Annotated in this window: 20 protein-coding genes and 1 pseudogene; 9 read left to right on the top strand and 12 right to left on the bottom strand. The window is 72.6% G+C overall.

Annotated features, from left to right (window positions below; translation table 11 throughout):
* Nucleotides 1–56: 56 nt before the first annotated feature.
* Complete coding sequence (locus IE274_RS07205; RefSeq protein ID WP_190114706.1) at nucleotides 57–476, bottom strand: VOC family protein; 420 nt, start codon at nucleotides 474–476, stop codon at nucleotides 57–59.
* Nucleotides 477–859: 383 nt separating this feature from the next.
* On the opposite strand from IE274_RS07205, the gene IE274_RS07200 reads away from it, so the two are divergent.
* Nucleotides 860–1,036, top strand: coding sequence for a hypothetical protein (locus tag IE274_RS07200; protein ID WP_190114705.1), 177 nt, complete (start codon nucleotides 860–862; stop codon nucleotides 1,034–1,036).
* An 88-nt stretch (nucleotides 1,037–1,124) separates the two neighbouring features.
* Here IE274_RS07200 and IE274_RS07195 read toward each other — a convergent pair whose 3' ends face one another.
* The 5 genes and pseudogenes from IE274_RS07195 to IE274_RS07175 form a co-directional block, all read right to left on the bottom strand.
* On the bottom strand, nucleotides 1,125–1,886 hold the full coding sequence (locus IE274_RS07195; RefSeq protein ID WP_190114704.1) for a succinate dehydrogenase iron-sulfur subunit: 762 nt from the start codon (nucleotides 1,884–1,886) through the stop codon (nucleotides 1,125–1,127).
* Nucleotides 1,886–3,640, bottom strand: coding sequence for a succinate dehydrogenase flavoprotein subunit (sdhA, locus tag IE274_RS07190; protein WP_190114703.1), 1,755 nt, complete (start codon nucleotides 3,638–3,640; stop codon nucleotides 1,886–1,888). The genes IE274_RS07195 and sdhA overlap by 1 nt, the downstream gene beginning before the upstream one ends.
* A 23-nt stretch (nucleotides 3,641–3,663) precedes the next feature.
* Nucleotides 3,664–4,158, bottom strand: a complete 495-nt coding sequence (locus IE274_RS07185; protein ID WP_190114702.1) for a succinate dehydrogenase hydrophobic membrane anchor subunit — start codon at nucleotides 4,156–4,158, stop codon at nucleotides 3,664–3,666.
* Nucleotides 4,159–4,166: 8 nt separating this feature from the next.
* Nucleotides 4,167–4,547, bottom strand: coding sequence for a succinate dehydrogenase, cytochrome b556 subunit (gene sdhC / locus IE274_RS07180; protein ID WP_190114701.1), 381 nt, complete (start codon nucleotides 4,545–4,547; stop codon nucleotides 4,167–4,169).
* 313 nt (nucleotides 4,548–4,860) lie between these two features.
* A pseudogene (locus tag IE274_RS07175) lies at nucleotides 4,861–5,343 on the bottom strand (2-oxo-4-hydroxy-4-carboxy-5-ureidoimidazoline decarboxylase); the annotation flags it as partial.
* A gap of 393 nt (nucleotides 5,344–5,736) precedes the next feature.
* On the opposite strand from IE274_RS07175, the gene IE274_RS07170 reads away from it, so the two are divergent.
* From IE274_RS07170 to IE274_RS07160, 3 genes are all read left to right on the top strand, one after another.
* The gene (locus IE274_RS07170; RefSeq protein ID WP_229909321.1) at nucleotides 5,737–7,434 is read left to right on the top strand and encodes a beta-N-acetylhexosaminidase; all 1,698 of its coding nucleotides are present in this window, start codon (nucleotides 5,737–5,739) and stop codon (nucleotides 7,432–7,434) included.
* A 239-nt stretch (nucleotides 7,435–7,673) separates the two neighbouring features.
* Complete coding sequence (locus tag IE274_RS07165) at nucleotides 7,674–8,177, top strand: hypothetical protein (protein ID WP_190114700.1); 504 nt, start codon at nucleotides 7,674–7,676, stop codon at nucleotides 8,175–8,177.
* Nucleotides 8,178–8,399: 222 nt separating this feature from the next.
* Entirely contained in the window at nucleotides 8,400–8,969 is a 570-nt protein-coding gene (locus IE274_RS07160; RefSeq protein ID WP_190114777.1) for a hypothetical protein, read from the top strand.
* Nucleotides 8,970–9,138: 169 nt separating this feature from the next.
* Here IE274_RS07160 and IE274_RS07155 read toward each other — a convergent pair whose 3' ends face one another.
* The gene (locus tag IE274_RS07155; RefSeq protein WP_190114699.1) at nucleotides 9,139–10,749 is read right to left on the bottom strand and encodes an FAD-dependent oxidoreductase; all 1,611 of its coding nucleotides are present in this window, start codon (nucleotides 10,747–10,749) and stop codon (nucleotides 9,139–9,141) included.
* Nucleotides 10,750–10,797: 48 nt separating this feature from the next.
* Between IE274_RS07155 and IE274_RS07150 the strand changes: the two genes are divergently transcribed.
* On the top strand, nucleotides 10,798–11,493 hold the full coding sequence (locus tag IE274_RS07150; RefSeq protein ID WP_190114698.1) for a TetR/AcrR family transcriptional regulator: 696 nt from the start codon (nucleotides 10,798–10,800) through the stop codon (nucleotides 11,491–11,493).
* Nucleotides 11,494–11,525: 32 nt separating this feature from the next.
* Here the strand turns inward: IE274_RS07150 and IE274_RS07145 are convergent, their stop codons facing one another.
* Nucleotides 11,526–12,959: an FG-GAP-like repeat-containing protein gene (locus tag IE274_RS07145; RefSeq protein WP_229909297.1), complete on the bottom strand. Its 1,434-nt coding sequence runs from the start codon at nucleotides 12,957–12,959 to the stop codon at nucleotides 11,526–11,528.
* Between the two features lie 300 nt (nucleotides 12,960–13,259).
* Between IE274_RS07145 and IE274_RS07140 the strand changes: the two genes are divergently transcribed.
* From IE274_RS07140 to IE274_RS07130, 3 genes are all read left to right on the top strand, one after another.
* Entirely contained in the window at nucleotides 13,260–14,078 is an 819-nt protein-coding gene (locus tag IE274_RS07140; protein WP_190114697.1) for a hypothetical protein, read from the top strand.
* Nucleotides 14,079–14,403: 325 nt separating this feature from the next.
* Nucleotides 14,404–15,075: an RNA polymerase sigma factor gene (locus IE274_RS07135; protein ID WP_190114696.1), complete on the top strand. Its 672-nt coding sequence runs from the start codon at nucleotides 14,404–14,406 to the stop codon at nucleotides 15,073–15,075.
* Nucleotides 15,075–16,346 carry a hypothetical protein gene (locus IE274_RS07130; RefSeq protein WP_190114695.1) on the top strand — a complete coding sequence of 424 codons (1,272 nt, stop codon included), beginning with the start codon at nucleotides 15,075–15,077 and terminating at the stop codon, nucleotides 16,344–16,346. Before IE274_RS07135 ends, IE274_RS07130 begins: the two co-directional genes overlap by 1 nt.
* Nucleotides 16,347–16,733: 387 nt before the next feature.
* Here IE274_RS07130 and IE274_RS07125 read toward each other — a convergent pair whose 3' ends face one another.
* The 3 genes from IE274_RS07125 to IE274_RS07115 all read right to left on the bottom strand — a co-directional run bounded on the left by IE274_RS07125 (nucleotide 16,734) and on the right by IE274_RS07115 (nucleotide 19,786).
* On the bottom strand, nucleotides 16,734–17,663 hold the full coding sequence (locus tag IE274_RS07125) for a L,D-transpeptidase family protein (RefSeq protein ID WP_190114694.1): 930 nt from the start codon (nucleotides 17,661–17,663) through the stop codon (nucleotides 16,734–16,736).
* Between the two features lie 75 nt (nucleotides 17,664–17,738).
* Nucleotides 17,739–18,260, bottom strand: a complete 522-nt coding sequence (locus tag IE274_RS07120; protein WP_229909296.1) for a MarR family winged helix-turn-helix transcriptional regulator — start codon at nucleotides 18,258–18,260, stop codon at nucleotides 17,739–17,741.
* Entirely contained in the window at nucleotides 18,257–19,786 is a 1,530-nt protein-coding gene (locus tag IE274_RS07115) for an FAD-dependent monooxygenase (RefSeq protein ID WP_190114693.1), read from the bottom strand. Before IE274_RS07115 ends, IE274_RS07120 begins: the two co-directional genes overlap by 4 nt.
* Before the next feature lie 37 nt (nucleotides 19,787–19,823).
* On the opposite strand from IE274_RS07115, the gene IE274_RS07110 reads away from it, so the two are divergent.
* Nucleotides 19,824–20,507, top strand: coding sequence for a TetR/AcrR family transcriptional regulator C-terminal domain-containing protein (locus IE274_RS07110; RefSeq protein WP_190114692.1), 684 nt, complete (start codon nucleotides 19,824–19,826; stop codon nucleotides 20,505–20,507).
* Here the strand turns inward: IE274_RS07110 and IE274_RS07105 are convergent.
* A complete protein-coding gene (locus tag IE274_RS07105; RefSeq protein ID WP_229909294.1) occupies nucleotides 20,473–21,420 on the bottom strand; it encodes a class I SAM-dependent methyltransferase in 948 nt (315 codons plus the stop codon). The two genes, IE274_RS07110 and IE274_RS07105, sit on opposite strands and share 35 nt — an antisense overlap.
* Nucleotides 21,421–21,600: the final 180 nt, after the last annotated feature.

Raw genomic sequence — 21,600 nt, 5'->3', positions numbered from 1 at the left:
GCACTCGGCGGCCACCCACCCATCACCCGCGTCAACAACCCCGCGGGCCAATACACCTAGGCGCGGGCCAGGCCCGGCCGCTTCGAGTAGTCCGTGAAGCCGACCACGTTGCCCCACGGGTCGGTGATCTCCACGGTCCAGCCGGTCGCCACCGAGGCCGGTTCGGCGAGCACCGCGATCCCGGCCTCGCCCAGCTCCCGGGCCTTCGCGCGGGCGTCCCGCACCTCCAGCCAGACGCGCGGCGCGGGCCACGGCGGCGGGCGCCGGTCGACGCCCCCCTCGACGCGCAGGAGCACGCCGGGCGTCTCCGCGCCCACCTTCAGGATGGCGAGCCCGGCCTCGTCCAGGCGGTACGTGAGGGGGAACCCGGCGCGCTCGTAGAAGCCGACCGCCTCGTCGAGGTCGCCCACGGGGAACAGCGCGTTGTCGAATCCGAGCAGGTCGGAGGCAGTCGACGGCTGGCTATTGTCTGACATGTCGTCAGAATACGGGTCGATTCGGCCCAGGCGCCGCGTCCATGCCGTACGGCGCGTTTCCCGCCGGGCCGGGCCGGGCCGGCGGGGCGGGGCAGGGCGGGGCGAAGGCGAGGGTGCGCGGCACGTCGTGGCCCGTGCCCGGCCACGCGACCGCCGTCGGCACCCAGCGATGTGATCTTGGTGTGACCGGGTGGTTATGCGATCGCTTCCACAAGTCGGGCAACCATGAGAGGTCATGACATTCCCCCGTACCGGCGGATAGGTTCTGTCGGTTGTTTCGGTTGTTTCGGTTGTTTCAGGAAATCTTCATTTTTGGAGTGAGGTGTGGTGATGGGGCGCGTACGCGTGTACGTGGCGCCGCCGGGGGAGTTCTGGCTTTCGCGGTGAGCGGCGCGCTGTCGCTCGGGCGCAGGGTGTACTTCCAGGTCCTGGAGGCACTCCTCGAAGAAGAGCACTTCGTCGAGCGGGCCATCCCCTTCATGCGGGAAGCGACCCGGAAGGAAACGGCGCGGCTGCTGATCAGCTACGAGAACCCCGTGCCTGACGCACTGCGCGCCTGACGAGCAACGCGTAAGGGCCCCGCTCCGAAAGGAGCGGGGCCCTTACGCGTGCGCCCTGAGAGAGCAGGGCTGAAAGCAGAGAGCAGGGCTAGAAGCGGCGCGTGATCAGCGCCCGCTTCACTTCCTGGATCGCCTTCGTCACCTCGATGCCGCGCGGGCACGCGTCGGTGCAGTTGAACGTGGTGCGGCAGCGCCACACGCCGTCCTTGTCGTTCAGGATCTCCAGGCGCTGCTCGCCCGCCTCGTCACGCGAGTCGAAGATGAAGCGGTGGGCGTTGACGATCGCCGCCGGGCCGAAGTACTGGCCGTCGTTCCAGAAGACCGGGCAGGACGACGTGCACGCGGCGCACAGGATGCACTTCGTGGTGTCGTCGAAGCGCTCGCGGTCCTCGGCGGACTGCAGGCGCTCCCGGGTCGGCTCGTTGCCGGAGGTGACCAGGAAGGGCATCACGTCGCGGTAGGCCTGGAAGAACGGGTCCATGTCGACGACGAGGTCCTTCAGGACCGTGAGGCCCTTGATGGGCTCGACCGTGATCGGCTTGGCCGGGTTGATGTCCTTGATCAGGGTCTTGCAGGCAAGGCGGTTCTTGCCGTTGATGCGCATGGCGTCCGAGCCGCAGATGCCGTGCGCGCAGGACCGGCGGAACGTCAGGGTGCCGTCCAGATCCCACTTGATCTTGTGGAGGCCGTCGAGGACCCGCTCCTTGGGGTCGATCTCCAGCTGGAAGTCCTCCCAGACCGCGTCCGCCGAGACCTCCGGGTTGAAGCGGCGGATCCGGAAGGTGACGGTGATGAGGTGGTCCGAGGCCGCGGCTTCCGCCTCGACCTTGTCCATCGTCGGAGTTGCCATCAGTACTTACGCTCCATCGGCTGGTAGCGGGTCTGGACGACCGGCTTGTAGTCGAGGCGGATCGAGTCCTTGCCGTCGTCGGCGACCTCGCGGTACGCCATGGTGTGGCGCATGAAGTTGACGTCGTCGCGGTTCGGGTAGTCCTCGCGGTAGTGGCCGCCGCGGGACTCCTTGCGGGCGAGGGCCGAGACCGCCATGACCTCGGCGAGGTCGAGCAGGTTGCCCAGCTCGATGGCCTCCAGGAGGTCGGTGTTGAAGCGCTTGCCCTTGTCCTGGACCGAGACGTTCTGGTAGCGCGCGCGCAGCTCGGCGATCTTCTCGACGGCCGTCTTGATCGTCTGCTCGGTGCGGAAGACCATGACGTTGGCGTCCATCGTCTCCTGGAGCTCCTTGCGGATGTCCGCGACGCGCTCCGTACCGGTGGAGTCGCGCAGCTGCTCCACCAGCGAGACGACGAGCTCCGCCGGGTTCTCCGGCAGCTCCACGTAGTCGGCCTGCGCCGAGTACTCCGCGGCGGCGATGCCCGCGCGGCGGCCGAAGACGTTGATGTCCAGGAGCGAGTTGGTGCCCAGGCGGTTGGCGCCGTGCACCGACACGCAGGCGACCTCGCCGGCCGCGTACAGGCCCGGGACGACGGTGGTGTTGTCCGAGAGGACCTCACCCTCGACGTTCGTCGGGATGCCGCCCATGGCGTAGTGCGCGGTGGGCTGGATCGGGATCGGGTCCGTGTAGGGCTCGATGCCGAGGTAGGTGCGCGCGAACTCGGTGATGTCCGGGAGCTTCGCGTCGAGCTGCTCCGGCGGCAGGTGCGTGAGGTCGAGGTAGACGTGGTCGCCCTCGGGACCGCAGCCGCGGCCCTCACGGATCTCCGTGTAGATGGAGCGGGACACGACGTCACGGGACGCGAGGTCCTTCATGACCGGCGCGTACTTCTCCATGAAGCGCTCGCCGTCCTTGTTGCGCAGGATGCCGCCCTCACCGCGGGCGCCCTCCGTCAGCAGGATGCCCATGCGCCAGATGCCGGTCGGGTGGAACTGGAAGAACTCCATGTCCTCCAGCGGCAGCCCCCGGCGGTAGCAGGCGGCCTGGCCGTCACCGGTCAGGGTGTGCGCGTTCGACGTCACCTTGAAGAACTTGCCGGTGCCGCCGGAGGCGTACACGACGGCCTTCGCCTGGAAGACGTGGATCTCGCCGGTGGCCAGCTCGTACGCGACGACGCCCGCCGACTTCTTGACGCCGTCCTCCTCCACGATGAGCTGGTCGAGGACGTAGAACTCGTTGAAGAACTCCACACCCTCCTTGACGCAGTTCTGGTAGAGGGTCTGCAGGATCATGTGGCCGGTGCGGTCCGCGGCGTAGCAGGACCGGCGCACCGGCGCCTCACCGTGGTTGCGGGAGTGGCCGCCGAAGCGGCGCTGGTCGATGGTGCCGTCCGGGGTGCGGTTGAACGGCAGGCCCATCTTCTCGAGGTCGAGGACCGCGTCGATGGCCTCCTTCGCCAGGATCTCGGCGGCGTCCTGGTCGACCAGGTAGTCGCCGCCCTTGATCGTGTCGAAGGTGTGCCACTCCCAGTTGTCCTCCTCCACGTTGGCGAGCGCGGCGGCCATGCCGCCCTGCGCCGCGCCCGTGTGGGAACGCGTGGGGTAGAGCTTGGTGAGCACGGCGGTGCGGCTGCGCTTCGTCGCCTCGATGGCGGCGCGCATGCCGGCGCCGCCCGCGCCGACGATGACGGTGTCGTACTTGTGGATCTTCATGGGTGGTTACCTCAGCCCCGTGCCTAGCGGATGTTCGGGTCGAAGGTGAAGATCACCAGCGTGCCCAGCAGGATGGTGAACACCGTGGCGGTGTACAGCAGGCCCTTCAGCCACAGGCGCGTGTTCGGGCGCTCCGCGTAGTCGTTGATGACCGTACGCAGACCGTTCGCGCCGTGCAGCATCGCGAGCCACAGCATCAGCAGGTCCCAGACCTGCCAGAACGGCGAGGCCCAGCGGCCGGCGACGAACGCGAAGCCGATCTTGGAGACGCCGCCGTCCAGGACGAGCTGGATCAGCAGGTGCGTGATGACCAGGACGACGAGGACGACACCGGACAGGCGCATGAACAGCCAGGCGGCCATCTCGAAGTTGCCGCGCGTGGCGCGCGGGGTCTTCGAGGTGCGCTTGCGGGGGGCCTCGATGAGGGGGGCCGGGTGGTCGACGTCGTACAGCGCGACGTCCTCGACGGGGCCGACGCCGGAGCCGCCGGACTTCTCTACGGTCGTGTCAGTGGACATGTCTGGCCTCAGCTCCCGAATACTTCACGGACGGCGTGGCCGAGGACCGGGTAGAGCGCGCCGACCATCAGCACGACCCAGATGCCCACCACGGTCCAGAGCATCTGCTTCTGGTACCGCGGGCCCTTCGACCAGAAGTCGACGGCGATGACGCGCAGGCCGTTGAGCGCGTGGAAGAGGATGGCGGCGACCAGGCCGTACTCAAGGAGAGCGACGAGGGGCGTCTTGTAGGTAGCCACGACATCGTCGTACGCCTCCGGGGAGACGCGGACGAGAGCGGTGTCGAGGACATGCACGAACAGGAAGAAGAAGATGAGGACACCGGTGACTCGATGAGCCACCCATGACCACATGCCTTCCCGGCCGCGGTACAGCGTTCCAGCCGGCACGGAAGAACCCTCCGGGAGCGGGGATTGGGGCCGGCCGGCTTCTCGGTCGGACGAGCCCGGCCGGGTACGGTCCACCGGCCGCTCGACATCGTATCGACGAGTTGTCGGCTTCCCCGCCCGGGGTCCGCTGGTGTGATCAAACAGGCAATCAAACTGGTACGTACGGGCTATCGCGATGGGGCCCGCCGCGCTGTGCGGGGGCTGCGACGGCGTGCTCCCGAGCGGCGGGCGGCGTGGCGCGCACCGTGCTCGCGGCGTGCGCGGTGTTTGCGGCGGTCGCAGCGCTTTCAGCGTTCTCGATCTGACTGTGGGCCAGCCGGGTGAGGCGGCCGCGGGCCAGGCGCCGCAGTTCCTCGGCGGCCACGGCACGCTCCTCCTCCGGGTCGTGGCCGAGCCGGGCGCGGATGGAGGCGAGCAGGTGGTCCAGGGCCTCGCTGGGGGCGACGGCGTCGAGGCAGACCACGAAGGCGTGGCCGAAGCGGCTCTCGTACGCGGCCGTGGCGGCGCGCAGGGCGGTGGCCGCGGCCTCGTAGCCGGGGCCGGGCGGGAACGCGGGCCGCAGGGGTTCGGCGGCCAGGGCCTCGGCGAGGTCGTCGGGGGCCAGGTCGTAGGCCGCCTCGTCGGCGGCGGCGAGCAGCGCGTCCAGGTCCGGGTAGGGCCGGTGGGCGGCGACGCGGTGCGCCCAGTGACGGCTTCCGCAGCAGGTCAGCAGGGTGCGCTCGGCGTCGTGCGGCTGCGCGGCGTTCAGGGCGTCCGGTATGGCGCGGTGCGGCGGCAGGGGAGCTCCTCGGCACAGAGCAGCGGGTGGCGGGTGGTCCCGGCGGTGACGGGTGGTCCCGACGCGGGTGTGACTCACCGGTGCGGGGTCTGGGGCAACGCTAGCGGGGAGGGGAGAGGGGTGTTCGTGTGGTACCCGGATTTCATCCGAATGGGAGAGTTTGGGGGTGTCGGGTGGACGCGGTGGCTCTTCCCGGGTGGACGAGCGGGCGGTGTCGGGGCGGGCTTAGCGTGGGGGGATGGAGGCTCTGACTTCTGGTGCGGCGGGCGGGTCGGCCGCGAGTGGCACGGGCGCGTCGGCTTCGGGCGCGTCGGCTTCGGTTGCCGTGGCCCCGTCGGCCCCGGACGCGGTGGGTGCGGCGGGCGCGTCGGCTTCGGGTGGCGCGGTTGCGGTGGCGGGTGGCGGGTCGTGATCCGGCGGGGGCTCGCCGTGGGCACGGGGATCGTCGCGGCGGGGGCGGTGGCCCTCGCGGTCGGGTTCTGGCCCGACGGGTCCGGCGGCGGGGGCGCGGGGGACGGCGGGCGGGCTGCCGGTGACGGGGACCGGACGCCGGGCACGGCGACGGCCTCCGCGACCGCCCCGCGCGAGCCCGCGCCCACCACGTCGTACGCCCTGTCCAAGGCGCCCGCCACCATCCCCGCCGTCCGCGAGCACACCCCCGCCCGGGGCCCCGGCTGGCGGCCGGGCGACGGCGGGCGGGTCGTCGTCGGGGACCGGGTCCTCGCCGACGAGGCGCGGCTGCTCGCCGGGGAGCTGCGGCTGCGGTACGCGGGGGAGGCGAAGCCGCGCGCGGGCGACGTACGCCTGGAGCTGGCCAAGGGCAACAAGGGCAACAAGGGCAACAAGGACAGCGGCGAGGGGCGGGACGGCGGCGGCCCCGAGTCGTACACCCTCACCGTCGAGGACCGCACCGTGCGGATCGCCGCGCCCGCCGAGGCCGGTGTCTTCTACGGCACCCGCACCCTCAAGCAGGAGGTCGCGGGCGGCCGGACGGCTCCCGAGGGCGTCGTGCGGGACCGGCCCGCCAAGCCGCGCCGCGGCTTCATGATCGACATAGCCCGCAAGCACTTCTCCGCCCAGTGGATCGAGGACCGGATCCGTGACCTCGGCGACCTCAAGTACAACGAGATCGGCCTGCACTTCTCCGACGACCAGGCCTTCCGCATCGCCTCCGACGCGCACCCCGAGGTCGTCTCCGCCGACCACCTCAGCAAGGCGCAGGTCCGCCGCATCGTCGACCTCGCGGCCGAGCGGCACATCACCGTCGTACCGGAGATCGACTCGCCCGGACACCTCGGCGCGGTCATAGCCGCCCACCCGGACCTGCAACTGCGCGACAGCCGCGGCGTGGCGACGAGCGGCGCCGTCGACATCGCGAAGCCGAAGGCCGCCGAGATCGTCGACGACCTGCTGCGCGAGTACGGCGAGCTGTTCCCCGGCGCGCGCTGGCACCTCGGCGCCGACGAGTACCAGGCCCTGACCCGGAGCGACCCGGAGGCCTCCTACCCGCAGCTCGCCGCCGCGGCCCGCGACCGCCTCGGCCCGGACGCGCGCGTGCAGGACCTGGCGACGGCGTGGCTGAACGACCGCGCGCAGGCGGTGGGCCGGGGCCGGGCGGTGCGGGCCTGGAACGACGGGTTCTTCCGCGGCGGCGTCACCCGCGTCGACGACCGCGTCGAGGTCGCGTACTGGACCGGCAAGGAGCTCGGCGCGCGCGAGCCCGTGGAGTACCTGCGCGACGGCCGCGACGTCGTCAACTACAACGACGAGTACCTCTATTACGTCCTCGGCGAGCCCAACGACTTCCAGTACCCCACCGGGCAGCGCATCTACGAACAGTGGACCCCCCTCGTCGTGCGCGGCACCCGGCCCGTCCCCGCCTCCTACGACCGGCAGATCCTCGGCGGCACCTTCGCCGTGTGGTGCGACCTCGCCGGGTCGCAGACGCAGGACGAGGTGGCGCGCGGGGTCCGGATGCCGCTGCGGGCGACGGCGCAGAAGCTGTGGGACGAGCGGGGGCCGACGCGGCCGTGGGAGGCGTTCGTGCGGTTGGCGGGATCCTTGGAAGGGTCCGCAGGGTCCGCAGGGCCCGCACGGCCCGCGCGCTGAGGGCCTGATGCCCGTTTGGTGGCGGTGCGGGACGCGATGGCGCGTTCCGGCCCTGGGCCGATGGGGCAGTCCTTCGGGTAGTCCGGTGCGGTCGCCCGCTTGGGCGGGTCGTGGCCGAACGCGTGGATCATCCGCGCGTGCTGTGCGTGATCCGTGCATTCGGTGGCGCGGGCACGCGCCCTGTGGTGTATTCGGCCGGAAGCCGGAAACAACGGTTCGAGCACGACGGGGGCACGGAGATGGGCTACTGGGGGTACTACGTCGTCGGCAGGAGCGCGCGGCCGCTCGGGGAGTACGACGCGGTGGCGGGCGTACGCGACCGGCTCACGCTCCTTGAGGAGCGGCCCGACGGCTGGCAGGTCTGGGAGTGCCCGGGCGACGGTTCCGTGGACGTCGGCAACATGAACGCGCTCGCGCGGGAGACGGCGGCGCCCGCGCTCTTCGGGTACGTCCTGGACAGCGACTGCGTGGTCGTCGAGGCGGCGGCGCCGGAGAGCGGCGCGTGGACGACGTGTCTGGCCCGCGAGGCGATGGCCGGATACCTCGGCGAGGACGAACTGACCGTCGAGGACTACTTCCTGGAGCCGCGCGACGCCGCCGACCGCGCCGTCGCCTGGGCCGCCGAGTCGGGCCGCACCGCACAGACCGCGGCGCTGCTCGACGTCCTCACCGCCGCCCCCGAACCGTCCGCGGAAGAACTGTTCTTCCGCTTTCTCGACCGGCTCGGGGTGTTCCCGCAGTAGCGTGTCCCGCAGCGTCGAATTCCGGCCGCTGTGACGTTACTGAGCCTCCGTACGCAGTAAGGGCAAGTGGGGCATGCGGAGGTGCCCAGTCCGCGACGGGAGACGGCGTACGTCATGAGTACGAGCCCTTTGTCCAGTTCAGACCTGCAGGCGCGGGCGGGCGACGCCTGGCCGGATAGCGCGCTCGGCGCCGCCGGAGAGTCATTTACCGGCCAGCCGAGCCTGGTCGGTCTCATCGCCGAGGCCGACGAGACCGCCCTGGCCGCGAGCGGCCTCGGCTGCCTCGACCGCTGCCTGCCGCTGCTCGACGGCGACGACCAGGTGCTGCGCCCCTTGTGGGTGAGCCTTGCCGACGGGACGGCCTGGGAGGGGGCGTTGACGGAGGTGCGCGGGGCGCTTGCCTCCGGCGGCGCCAGCGGGGCCGGTGGCCCTGGTCGTTCCGGTGCGCCCGGCGCGGACCCCGGTGCCGCCGACCGGGACGCCGCCGCCCTCGCCCGGCGCATGCTCGACGCCGTCCCGGCCGCCCGCTCCGCCGACTCCCTGCGCCCCTGGGCCGACGGCTGCTCGGCCGCGGCCCTGCAGATCCACCGGCTCCTGGACGCCGGGAACGACGGCGTGTCACCGCTCGTCGCCGCCGAACTGCGGCGCCAGGTACGGGTCCTCGAACTGCTCGGCGGCCGCGCGGGCACCGGCGGCGGCCTGCGCCAGGTGCTCGACGTGTCGACCGAGGGACGGCGGGTGCTGCGGGCGGTGGTGTCGCGGTCGCGGCGGTCGGGGGCGGGGACGGACTAGGTCCGCCGACCCGTCGGACAGGCCCCAGGTCCCGCCGACCCCTTGGACAGGCCCCAGGTCCCGCCGACCCCTTGGACAGGCCCCAGGTCCCGCCGACCCCTTGGACAGGCCCCAGGTCCCGCCGACCCCTTGGGCAAGCCCCAGGTCCCGCCCACCCGTTGGGCAGACTTCAGCGCGCGGGCTCGCCCAGCCAGCGCGACAGAGCCGCCGTCAGGCCGTCCGACGCGGCCCCCGCGTCGCCCCCGGCGTCCGCCGCCCACGCCACGTACCCGTCCGGCCGGACGAGCACGGCCGCCAGCTTCGGCTGGTCCGGGCACGCGGCGGTGTGCGTGCGCAGCCGCTCCCCGTACCCCTCGGCCCGCCCCCGCAGCGCCGCGTCGTCCGTGAGGTCGAGCAGCAGGGCGCGGCCGTCGTGGAGCAGGTCGGCCAGGCGGCCGCCGTCGGCGAACGCGAAGTCGGGGGCGCTGGCGCCGACGAGCGGGTGGGACGTGCCGAGGTCGTACCGCTGCCGGACGCCGGAGATCTTCTTGACGAAGTACGTCGTGCCGGTGACCGTCCCCATCAGGTCGCCGACGACCGTCCGCAGGGCGCGGGCGCGCGGGTCCGGGCGCATCACGGCGATCTGCGCCCGCGTCCACTCCAGGACCCAGGCGCCGAGGGGGTGCCGCTCGGCGGTGTACGTGTCGAGCAGGCCGTCGGGCGCGTCCCCGCGCACGGTGGCGGCGAGCTTCCAGCCGAGGTTCAGCGCGTCGCCGAGGCCCAGGTTCAGGCCCTGGCCGCCGAACGGCGAGTGGACGTGCGCGGCGTCGCCCGCGAGCAGCACCCGGCCCAGCCGGTACGTCGTGGCCTGCCGGGCGTTGTCGGTGAAGCGGGTCGCGGTGTGCACCCGTGTGACGGTGACGTCGACGCCGGTCACGGCCCGGATGCTCGCCTGCATCTCCGCCTCGGTGACGGGCGCGTCACGGTCCTGGGGCGCGCCGTCGAACTCGACGGTCAGGATGCGGCCGGGCATCGGGCCGAAGGCGTAGATGCCGGTGGCGGTGGTGTTCCAGCCGAGGCGCAGGCCCTCGGCGTTCGCCAGCTCGACGAGGGCCTGGTGGCCGGTGATCTCCGGGTCGGTGCCGGGGAAGTCGAAGCCCGCGGTCTTGCGGACGAGGCTGCGCCCGCCGTCGCAGCCGACGAGCCAGCCCGCGCGCAGCGTCCCGGCGGTCGTCCGCACGGTCACGCCGTCCGCGCCTTGGTCGAAGCCGTGCTCGAAGCCCTGGTCGGGGCCCTGGTCGGGGCCTTGGTCGAAGCCCGTCACCGCCGTGCCCCGGCGCACGTCCACGCCGAGCGCCTCGGCGTGGGCCGCGAGGACCTCCTCAACCGTGGCCTGCGGCACCAGGCCGACGTGGTCGGCGGGGCCCCGGCCGTCGAAGTCCGGGTCGGCCGCGTCCAGGAGGTCGGCGCTCAGCGGGATCCCCGCGAAGTGCCCGGAGAAGCGCGGCGCCATTTTGACCGGGCCCGGCGGGGCGCCGGACTCCGCCGCGCGCTGCCGTACGAACTCCGTGACCTTCCGCAGGGCGCGCTCCTGCTCGGCCGCGAGGGCGGGGAGCAGGCCGCGGCGGTAGAACGCCTCGGCGCTCGGCGTGTTCACCGCACCGGCCTTGATGGTCGTGTCGATCTCCGTCAGCCGTTCCAGTACGACCACGGAGGCGCCGCCGAGCCGGAGTTCGCAGGCCAGCATCAGGCCCACGGGGCCACCGCCGACCACGACCACGTCGCATGAGTTCGTTGTCATGCATTTGACTGTAGTCACTAAAAGTTTATAGCAGGTATAGTGATGGTCATGGAGAGGCATACGGGGCAGCCGCGGGACGGCGAGCTGGGCCTGCGGGAGCGCAAGAAGCGGCGGACCCGGCAGCGCATCGCCGACGAGGCCACGCTGCTGATCCTGGACCGGGGCTTCGAGAACGTGACCGTCGCGGAGGTGGCGGCCGCGGCCGAGGTCTCGACGATGACCGTCTTCAACCACTTCCCGCGCAAGGAGGACCTGTTCCTCGACCGCGTCCCGGAGGGCATCGAGGCGGTGACCCGGGCCGTCGAGGACCGCCGCCCGGACGAGACACCGCTGGCCGCGCTGCGCCGCAACGTCCTCGCGTTCCTCGACGAGCGGCACCCGTTCGGCGCCGTCGGCGAGTCCTTCCCGCGCTTCTGGCAGGTGGTCCTCGACTCGCCCGCGCTGCGCTCGCGCGCCCGCGAGGCCCTGGGGGAGCTGGAGGACGCCCTCGCGGCGGCCTTCGCGCGGGCCGCGGGCGAGGACCCCGCCGCGCCCGGCACCGACGCCCGCCTCACGGCCGCCCTGACCGTGGCGGCGTACCGCACCGCGTACGTCACGACGGCCCGCCGCCAGCTCGCGGGCACCGGCGCCGACGAAGCCGCCGTTGGCCACCGCGCGTTGGTGCACCAGGCCTTCGACGCACTGGAGCGGGCGGTGAACCGGCCCCGGCCTGCCGAGGCCGCGTCGGCACCGCCCGCTCCGTGATCGCTCAAGGGCGTCCCCTGGTGGTGGTCCTGTCAGGGCGTCAGGGCCTCGCCCAGGTGCGCCGTCGCGGGCGTACCGAACTGTGTCCGCCCGTAGTAGACCCCGCTCTTGAGCACCGGCGCCCCCGAGGCGTCGGTGTCCAGTTGCAGGACCGTACCGGCGCCCTCGTCCTCGCCGTCGGCGCCGATCGCCGCGTCCGCGCGGCCGTCGCCGTCGAAGTCGGCCAGCGAGACCGCCGAGCCGAGCCGGTCGCCGGACTCGGTGGAGCCGGGCACGTCCGGCTCGTCCTGGCTGACGGCGAGCGCGCCCGTGCCCGTCAGGCCGGCCGCGGTGCCCTTGAAGAGCAGTGAGGTTCCCGCGTCCGTACGGGACTTGCCCGCGCGCGTGATGTCCTCGCCGGGCGCGCCGGCCAGGACGTCCGCGTGCCCGTCCTTGTCGACGTCGCCCACCGCCACCGACCAGCCGAGCGCGTCGCCTGCCTCGGCGGCGCCCGGCACCCCGGGGCTCGCCTGGTGGACCGTGGTCGCACCGGCGGAGGACAGGCCCGACGCCGTACCGGGCACGACCGTCACCTGGCCGCCCGCGTGCGCGGCCGACTCGGAGGTGTACGGCTGGCCGATGACGAGGTCGTCGCGGCCGTCGCCGGTCACGTCGCCCGCCGCGACCGAGCGCCCGCCCTTGGCGGTCAGCGTGCTCACGCGGCTCAGCCCGGAGCGGGTGCCCTTGAACCAGACGACCTTCCCCTTCCCGGCCGCGTCGCGGTACGTGAGCGCCACGTCGGCGTACTTGTCGCCGTTGAAGTCGCCGGACGCGGCATCGGCGTACGCGATGGCCTGGTCGCCGGACGTGATCGTGCCCGCCGTCTCGCGGCCCGCCGCGAACCGTGCCGACCAGCTGCCGCCCGTGCCCGTGGCCGCGGCGAACACGTCCGCCTTGCCGTCGGCGTCGAAGTCGCCGACGGCGACCGCCGAGCCGAACCGCGCGCCGCTGTAGGCGAAGTCCTCGGAGAGCTGCAGGTCCGTGCCGGACGTGAACGTCGGGCCGTACAGCATCGTCACGGCGCCGCGGTCCCGGTGGCCCGACATGTCGTCCTCGCCCGGCGCGCCGATCACGAGGTCCGCGTTGCCGTCGCCGTCGATGTCGCCCCACGCGGTGGCCGCGCCCCACCGGTCGCCGGACTCGCTCACGCCGGGCACACCCGTGCTCGACTGCGTGAGCGTCTTCTTCTTGCCCGCGACCGGGCCGCCCGCGCCGCCCGGCACGACGGTCACGGACCCCTTCGACCCGGAGGCGCGCGGGGTGGCCACGATCAGGTCGGCGGTGCCGTCGCGGTCGTAGTCGGCCGTGGGTGCGGCGGGGGTGACGTCGGCCGCGTGCGCCGTCGTGCCCGCCATGACTCCGGTGCCGCCGAGCACGACGGCTCCGACGGCAAGCCACGCACCGCGGTGCGCCTTTCGCAGGCTCAAATGCCCCAACCCCTCTGGTGAGCTGCTCTGGTGAGCTTCTGGTGAATCAGCGAGTTCGTACGACTACCCGGAGAACGGAAGGGTTGTACGCGGCGGGGCGAAATGTCGCGTGACCTTTCCCTCGGCGAACCGATGTGACAACCCGGTCGACGGCCACGCAGGGTTCATAGGACGGGTCGCATGAGAAACGCATGAGAACGCGTGCGCGAACGGGAACGGGAAAGGTCGGCGGGGCGGGTGGGCACTGTGGGGCTGAGGGCGGGGCGCGGGACACGGGTCGGCGGGCGCCGGAACCGGGTCGTGGCCGTCGTGCTCGTGGCCGCCGCGACGGCGTCCGCGCTGACGGCCTGCGGCGCCGACGACGAGCCGGTGCGGCTGAACGGGACCTTCCAGCGGGAACTGCCCCCGGACCAGGCACGCGGCAAGCAGCTCGCGACGGAGGGCGTGCGCCTGCTCAGGTCGGCGGATTCGGTGCGCTTGACCGCCGCGATCACCCAGGGCTCGGCGACCGCGGGAACCGCCCGGCGCATCGAGGTCTCGCTGCGCGTCGACCGGCACTCCAACTGCACGGGCACTTTCGACGGCGGCCAGGGGCAGCGCGGCGAACTGCTCGTGGTCGACGGCGGCCCGACGCACATCCGGTTCACCGAGGCCTCGCTGGACGGCCTGCTCGCCCAGGCCGAGGCGGAGGAGCCCGCCGCCGCCTCGGTCATCAGGAAGCGGGTCGCGCTGGTCCGCGGCAAGTACCTGAAGATGCCGAAGGACGGCGCCGCCTTCTCCAACGGCATGTGCGACCTGGGCAGCCTGCACCAGGCGATCGACGAGATGGGCGACGAGGACTTCGACGGCACCGTCCGCGCCGAACGGCCGACGTACCGGTACGGCCGCCACGTCATCCCGATTGTCGACGTCGAGCGTGGCGACAAGAACGTCATGTACGTCGCCGCCGAGGGCAAGCACCGCATCACGGCCTACGAGGCCGAGGAGGGCGGCGAGCGCCGCGTCCTCAAGCTGTCCGACTACGACGAGCCCTTCGAGGTCGAGGCGCCGCCCGCGTCCGAGGTCGTCGACCCGAGCGAGTTCGGGGGACCGGCGGGGGCCGACCTCTTCGAGGTCTGAGCCACCGCCGGCGAGTGAGCGGCCGGGGCCGCCACCCCCCACAGGAGAGGCCCCGGCCGTCACACGGCACGAACCGCTTGGCGGTCCGTACTCCCTTCTGCGTCCCGGGTGCGTTTTCTGTCACACCGCGATGTGTCACCCGCTAGTTGCATGTTGTACAAACATGGACGCGCACCGGTTTCACGCCGTAGCGTGCAGGTTCGCGCCGCGTTGCGACCCATCGACGCGACCGCCTGCCGGACCACCGCGAGCGGTGCAGCGGCGCACGACCGCGAGAAGACAGACCCGTGAGAGCGGCGCCTGACCAGGCGCAGAGGGGCACGCAGTGCAGGGGGAGGACGACGCTGAGCTGACCGCCGCCGTGCTTGCGGCACAGGACGGGGACGAGACCGCGTTCCGGACTGTGTACCGCTCCGTGCACCCGCGGCTGCTCGGCTACGTACGTACGCTCGTCGGCGACCTCGACGCGGAGGACGTCGCGTCCGAGGCGTGGCTCCAGATCGCCCGCGACCTCGACCGGTTCAGCGGCGACGCGGACCGCTTCCGCGGCTGGGCCGCGCGCATCGCCCGCAACCGCGCCCTGGACCACATCCGGATGCGCGGCCGCCGCCCCGCCATCGGCGGCGACGAGACCGAGCTGACCGGCAGGCCCGCCGAGGCCGACACCGCGGGCGAGGCCATCGAGTCGCTCTCCACGGGCGCCGCGCTCGCCCTCATAGCCCAGCTCCCGCAGGACCAGGCGGAGGCCGTCGTGCTGCGGGTCGTGGTCGGCCTCGACGCCAAGAGCGCCGCCGAGACGCTGGGCAAACGCCCCGGCGCGGTCCGCACCGCCGCCCACCGCGGCCTCAAGCGCCTCGCCGAGCTGATGGGCGCCGATGCCCCCGCGCAGGGGCGCGGACTCGGTGCCGTACCCCCGCAGCCTGACCCGCACGGACGTGCGGTGCCACCGTCCCCGTGTGTGACGCATTCGCGTACGCGGACGCAGAAGGACATGTGATGGCCGACGAGCAGTACAAGTGGCTGGACCGCGATGCCGCGGAGCGATTGCTCCGCGGCGAGCGGCTCGACGGCATCGGTGATCACGAGCGCGAACAGGCGGAACGCCTCACGGAAGCGCTGATCGCGCTGCGTGCGCCGGTCCTTCCGACCGCTTCTTCGGCCGCTTCCACGTCTGCCCCCGAAGGCGCTCCCGAATCGTCTTCCGCGGCTGGTTCCGCGGCGGGTTCCGGGTGCGGTTCCGCGGCCGGTTCTGCCGGGAAGGCCGAGTTGCCCGGTGAGGCCGGGGCGCTGGCTGCGTTTCGTGCTGCGCGTGGGGGTGGTGGGGCGGCTGGTGCCGCCGGTGTGGGGGCGGCCGGTGCGGTCAGCGTGCCGAGTGAGTCGAGCAACGGCGGCCCTGTCGGTGCTGTGGGTCCCGGGAGCCCCGGCGTCATCGGTGCGGCCCGTGCCCCCGGTGTGCCCGGCGCTCCCACCGCCCTCGTGACACCCCCCGGCCGCACCGACCAGGCCGACCAGGCCGTCCGCATCGGCCGCGGCACCCCCCGCCCCACCCGCTGGGCGCGCCCCGTACGCCTCGGCGTGGCCGCCGCGCTCGCCGCCTGCATGGCCGGTGGGGTCGCCGTCGCCGCCGGGACCGGGGTGATTCCCTCGCCGTTCACGCACAGCGAGCAGGGGCCCGCGACCAGCGCGTCCCCGGTGGCGACGCCGGAGCAGCCGCTCAGCACGCCCTCGGACGACGAGGTCGAGCCGCCCGAGGACCTGCCCGACGACGTCAGCTCCGCCCCCGAGGACGACCCGTCCAAGCCCCCGGAGAGCAGCACGCCGCCCCGGAACACCGAGAAACCGGGCGGCGGCACGGAAGGCACCGACGGCGGCAAGGACACCGCCGACAAGCCCGACAAGGGCCAGGGGCCCGACACGGGCGAGGGCGGGCAGCACGGCGACGCCAGGAAGTGGCGCAAGCGCGTGCTCTCCGCCTGCCGCGACTACCAGAGCGGCGCACTCCAGGGCGACAAGCGCCGCCGCCTGGAGGAAGCCGCGCGCGGCGCCGAGCGCGTGCACCGGTTCTGCGAGCGCGTCCTGAACGGCAAGGGCGGCGGCAAGGGCGACAACGACGGCGGCCACGGCGACGGGGACGGGGACGACGACAACGACGGCGGCAACCACGGCCCCGGCGACGGCCAGAGCGGCGGCGGCCACGCCCCGCCCGTCATACTGCCCGCCCCGCTCCCGCAGCCGTCGACCTCGTACAGCGCCCTGCCGGCCCGCTGACCGCACGCAGCGTTCGGCACCCAACACTCCGTGCATCCGCCACGAAAGTGTGACCCAGGCCGCACCAGCAGGGTGTGACGTTTTCCGAATCAGCGGCGCAGTAAGAAGTGAGCCGACTGGTCATCGGCTGCGCACGAGCCGGGGTTCCCCCCGTACCTACGGCTCCGTGCCACTGGCGCGGGCGGGATACGTTCCCCCGATTCCGCCCGCGCCGTATTTTGCGCCTAAACCGGCGCGCGCTCTCGCGGACCAAATTGATCGCCGTGGGGGTTGCTCAATTGATGGTTCGGTTCGTTGTGGGGGACTTATTGGTGGGCGTGGTGGGCGTGGTGGGCGTGGTGGGCGTGGTGGCCGTGGTGGCCGTGGTCGTTCTGGTGGTCCTCGTGGTCACTTGTAGACGACTACCTTGTCGCCTGTCCTGACCTGCTTGAAGAGGCTTGCCAGGGACTTCTTGTCGCGTACGTTCACGCAGCCGTGGGACGCGCCGTTGTAGCCGCGGGCTGCGAAGTCCGACGAGTAGTGCACCGCCTGGCCGCCGCTGAAGAACATGGCGTACGGCATCGGAGTGTCGTACAGGGTCGAGACGTGGTCGCGGTTCTTCCAGAAGACACGGAACTCGCCCTCGCGGGTCGGAGTGAACTCCGAGCCGAAGCGCACGTCCACCGTCGTCACGGACCTGCCGTCGATCATCCAGGTCAGCGTGCGGCTCTCCTTGCTGATGCACATGACCCGGCCGGTCAGACAGCGCCGGTCCGGCTTCGCGGGCGGCATGCCGCCGTCGGGGTACAGCTCGTTCCTCGTCGGCTCGCGCGTCATCGCGAGCAGCCGGGACCAGGTGCGGGTGTCGGTCGCGCCGGTGCGCAGCAGGCCCCGCTTGCCCTGGAAGCCCTCGACGGCGATCGCCGTGACCGGGCCGTACGTCCCCGTCGGGTGCTGCCCGAACCAGCCGATCTGCCGGAGCCGCGCCTGGAGTTCGCGCACCTTCCTGCCGTCCTGGCCGCGGGCCAGGACGACCGGTCCCGGCTCGGGCGGGGCCGGGGGCGGCGGGGTACTCGTACGCGGCCGAGCCGGCGGCGTGGACGGCACCTCAGGGGTCTTCGACTGCGGCAACTCCGCCCGCGACACCGGGGACTTCATCTTCTTCAGGGGTGATTCGCTCGGCGTGGGCGAGGAGTTGTCCGAAGACGAGCGGGCGGTTGGCGACTTCTCGCTCCTGCCCGTCGTCTCCACGGCCTGCGCCGTGCACCCGCACGCCAGGGCCAGGGCGACGACGGCTCCCGCCGCCGCGCGTCCCCTGGCTATCGCGTCCCTGCTCATCGCATCCCCCACGCCGCTCCACCGGACATCACTCCCCGAAGTGTTTCCCATGAGCGAATGGTTGTGAAGCCTGCGTCAGTGGTGCCAGGCCTGCCCGTCCACGTTGTGGATCATGCGCTGGAGGACCTTCAGGGCCCGTACGTAGTCGGCGTCGTCGATGCCCTCGTGGATCTCCGCCCGCGTCCGCTCCTGCAGCGCCGCGACCCGGTTCCGCAACTCCGTGCCCGCGTCGGTGATGTGCAGCGGGGCGTCCGCCGTGCCGGGGTCCTGGCTGAGCAGCGCCCGCTGGATCAGGGAGTCGATGTCGTGCTGCAACGGCCCCTCGCCGAACTCCAGGTAGCCGCGCAGGACATGGACGACCTCCTTGCGGTCGCGGCCGTTCTCGTGGCCGACGACCTGGTTCAGGACCCACCACTGGGGCTGGGTGAGACCGTTCTCGGCGAGCATGGCGCGGATGTGGTGGACGACGGCCTTGCCCGCCGCCGAACTCCAGTAGCCGATGGGCTGGTTGACCAGGTCGGCGTCACTGTGGGACGGGGTGAAGGGGGGCTTGGCGGCAGGGCTCTTCGCGGTCGTGTTCGCGTTGGTTTTCGTCATGCCCCCGAAGCTAGGACCTCAAGTTTGGTTGAGGTCAAATACTTCCTGAGGCCTTCCTGGTCGCGGCCCGTCCAGCCGATGTATCCGTCCGGGCGGATCAGGTACAGCCCCGCCGCGTAGAGGGTGCGTTCGGCTGTGTGGTGTACGTGCACCAAGTCGCTGTCCAGTGGCGGGAGTCCGGCGTCCGTGGCCACCGCGAGCAGCGTGAAGTGCGGGCCGCGGAGGGCGTCGAAGAGGCGGCCCGCGCCCACGGGGGCGTCGGGGGCGCGGTCGCCCGCCGAGGTCCCGGCGGTGAGCGGCGTCCCGGCGGTGAGCAGTGTCTCGGCGGACAGTGAGGACTCCCGGTAGCCCAGGCCGAGTTGGCGCGTCGCCGCGCCGCGCCTGCTGGTGCCGTGGTGGATGCGCGTGGACAGGTCCAGCATCCGCGCGGCGACCACCCGCCGCTCCTCCTCGTACGTGTCGAGCAGCCCCGTGTCCGCCCCGTGTCGCAGCACCGTGCCCAGCTTCCAGCCCAGGTTGTAGGCGTCCTGCACGCTGGTGTTGAGGCCCTGGCCGCCCGCGGGGGAGTGCACGTGCGCCGCGTCGCCCGCGAGGAACACGCGGCCCGCGCGGAAGGCGTCCGCGAGGGCGGCGCGCGGCCGGAAGTCGGAGGCCCAGCGGACCTCGGTGACGTCGGCGCCGGTCAGATGGGTGCGGGCCGCGACCGCCGCGCGTACCCCCTCGGGGGACAGGTCGGGCTCGGCGCCGTCCGTGAACCGGGCGACCAACTGGAAGTCCGGGATGCCCGGCAGCGGGCAGATCGCGGCGAAGTCGCCGCCGCTCGCGGCACCCTCGGCCGGGTGGGCGCCCTCGGGCGGGAACACATGCCAGTTGTCGCGGTCGAGCGCGCCCTCGGCGATCCGGATGTCGGCGACGAGCATGGGCTGCGGGTCCACGGTCCCGCCCGTCATGCCGATGCCGAGCGCGCGCCGTACGGCGGACCGGCCGCCGTCGGCGGCGACCGCGTACGCCGCCCGGATCGTGCCGCCGTCCGCCAGGCTCGCCGTGACGCCGTCCGCGTCCTGCGCGAGCCCCGTGACCTCCGTGCCGAAGGCGACCGACCCGCCGAGCTCCGTCAGGCGGGCGTACAGGATCTCCTGCGTGCGCCACTGCGGCACCAGGACCGGACCCGCGTACGGCGCCGATCCGCTCGGCTCCGGCTCGTCGAACATCCGGTACTCGCCCTGCCGGACCCCGTCCCGCCACACCATGCCGACCGGCGGCGCGCCGCCCGCCGCCAGGATCGCCCCGACCACCCCGAGGTCGTCGAAGACTTCGAGCGTGCGCGGCTGCACGCCCTTGCCGCGCGAACCGGGGAAGAGCCCCGTCGCGCGCTCCACGACGAGGGCGCGCACGCCGCGCCGCGCCAGATCGCAGGCGAGGGTCAGACCGGTGGGGCCCGCACCCACGACCAGGACCTCGACCGTCGCCGCCAGCGGCGATTCCACAGGATTTCCACCTATTGCCTTAACGCTGTTAAGTGCCATGCCCCGAGAATGCGCTTAACGGTGTTAAGTTGTCAAGGTGGCTACGACACGACTGGACCGGCGGCGGGTGGCGCGCGTCGCGCTCGACCTCCTGAACGAGACCGGGCTCGACGGCCTGACCCTGCGCGCGATCGCCAAGGAGCTGGACGTCAAGGCGCCCGCGCTGTACTGGCACTTCAAGGACAAGCAGGCGCTGCTCGACGAGATGGCGACGGAGATGGTGCGCGCCGCGGCGGCCGACCTCGCGGGCGCGCCCGACGCCGACTGGCGGACCTCCGTCACCACGGCCATGCGCGCCCTGCGCCGCATGCTGCTGCGCTACCGCGACGGCGCGAAGGTGTACAGCGGCACGTACTTCACCGACACGTCGTACGCCGCGCCCGTCGAGGCCCAACTGCGCCGCCTCACCGAGGCGGGCTTCACACCGGGCGCCGCGGCCCGCGCCCTGCTGACCGCGACGAGCTACACCATCGGATACGTCATCGAGGAGCAGGCCACGGGGCCGCGCCCGGGCACGGACGGCGAGGGCGGCACGGACGGGGCGGGCAGCGAGGGTTACGACCTCGCCGCGCGCGCCGAGCGGCTCAAGGACTACCCGCTGGCCGCGGCCGCGGGCGAGGAGATGTTCCGGGGGTACGAGGACGGCTTCGAGGCGGGCCTCGCCGCGGTGGTGGCCGGGGTCGGCGTCACCCTGCTCGGCCCCGGCGCACGGCCCGTGTGACGACCGGGGGCAGCAGGTCGGCGGCGATGCGGCGGGCGCGGGCGCGGGCCAGGGAGCGGGCGGTGGGGCGCCGGGTGCCGGACGCGGGGGACCGGTCGGCGGTGCGGGGGCCGTGCTCGGGGGCGCCGGGGCGGGGGCCGGCCGGGGCGCGGTGGTGCCGCGACGGGGGGAACTCCGGTGCCGCCATGCCCTCCTTGGACTTGACCCGGATGATCCGGTGCCCGGCCGCCTCCTGCACGCTCAGGTGGCAGTCGTCCCGCTCCCGCACCATGGCCAGGAGCTCCTCCTGCACGGGCCCCGGCTCGTCCCAGGTGCCGTACAGCTTCTGCGTGCTCAGGCAGATCGGCTTCAGGCCGCGGTTGAGCACCGCCTCCCAGGCCGCGATGGACACGCCCGGCGTGTGCTCGGAGCGGAAGTCGTCCAGGACCACGATGCCCTCGGGCAGCAGGGTGTCCCTGGCCGCGCCGATGTCGCCGTGCACGTGCTCGTACAGGTGCGAGGCGTCGACGTGCACGAACCGGCAGGACCTCGGCGGCACTTCACCCGGCACCACCGAGCTGGGCCCGCGCAGCACGCGCGGCAGCTCGTCGTGGAAGGAGAGGTAGTTCCGCTCGAACGCCTGCTTGGTCAGCGACGGATAGGACTTCCTGGACTCCGCCTCGTTGGCCCCGTCCGGTGCGTCGTCCTCGAACAGATCGCAGACCGTGTAGCCCTCGCCGTCGACCAGATGGTGGCCGAGGAAAATCGCACTCTTGCCCAGATAGACGCCGATCTCCAGGAGATCGCCCCGAACTCCCCGGTCCTGCTGCCGGGTGAGCAGCCAGCCGAACAGCATTTGATCAAGATTCGGGAACCAGCCGGGAACGTCGCTGAGCTCTTGCGGGGGCGTGGATATGTCGTGCGCAGCAGACATGAGGGAAAACCCACTCCTTGGTGCGGACGCACGTTTCCGGGGAAACCAGGGGGGATATCCCGGAGACGGTCAAGGCGCGTGCCGCAATGCTGCTTTTGGACAGCCGCAGGACGGCCGAGAAGGTCCGCGAAGATGAATTCCCCGTGAACGCGAGCGGATTTTCACCTTACCCGCAGCCGG

Source organism: Streptomyces flavofungini (assembly GCF_014650815.1).
GTDB classification, from domain to species: Bacteria; Actinomycetota; Actinomycetes; order Streptomycetales; family Streptomycetaceae; genus Streptomyces; species Streptomyces flavofungini.
The sequence above is the reverse complement of the archived record's forward strand: the minus strand, read 5'-3'. Positions and strand labels throughout refer to the sequence as shown.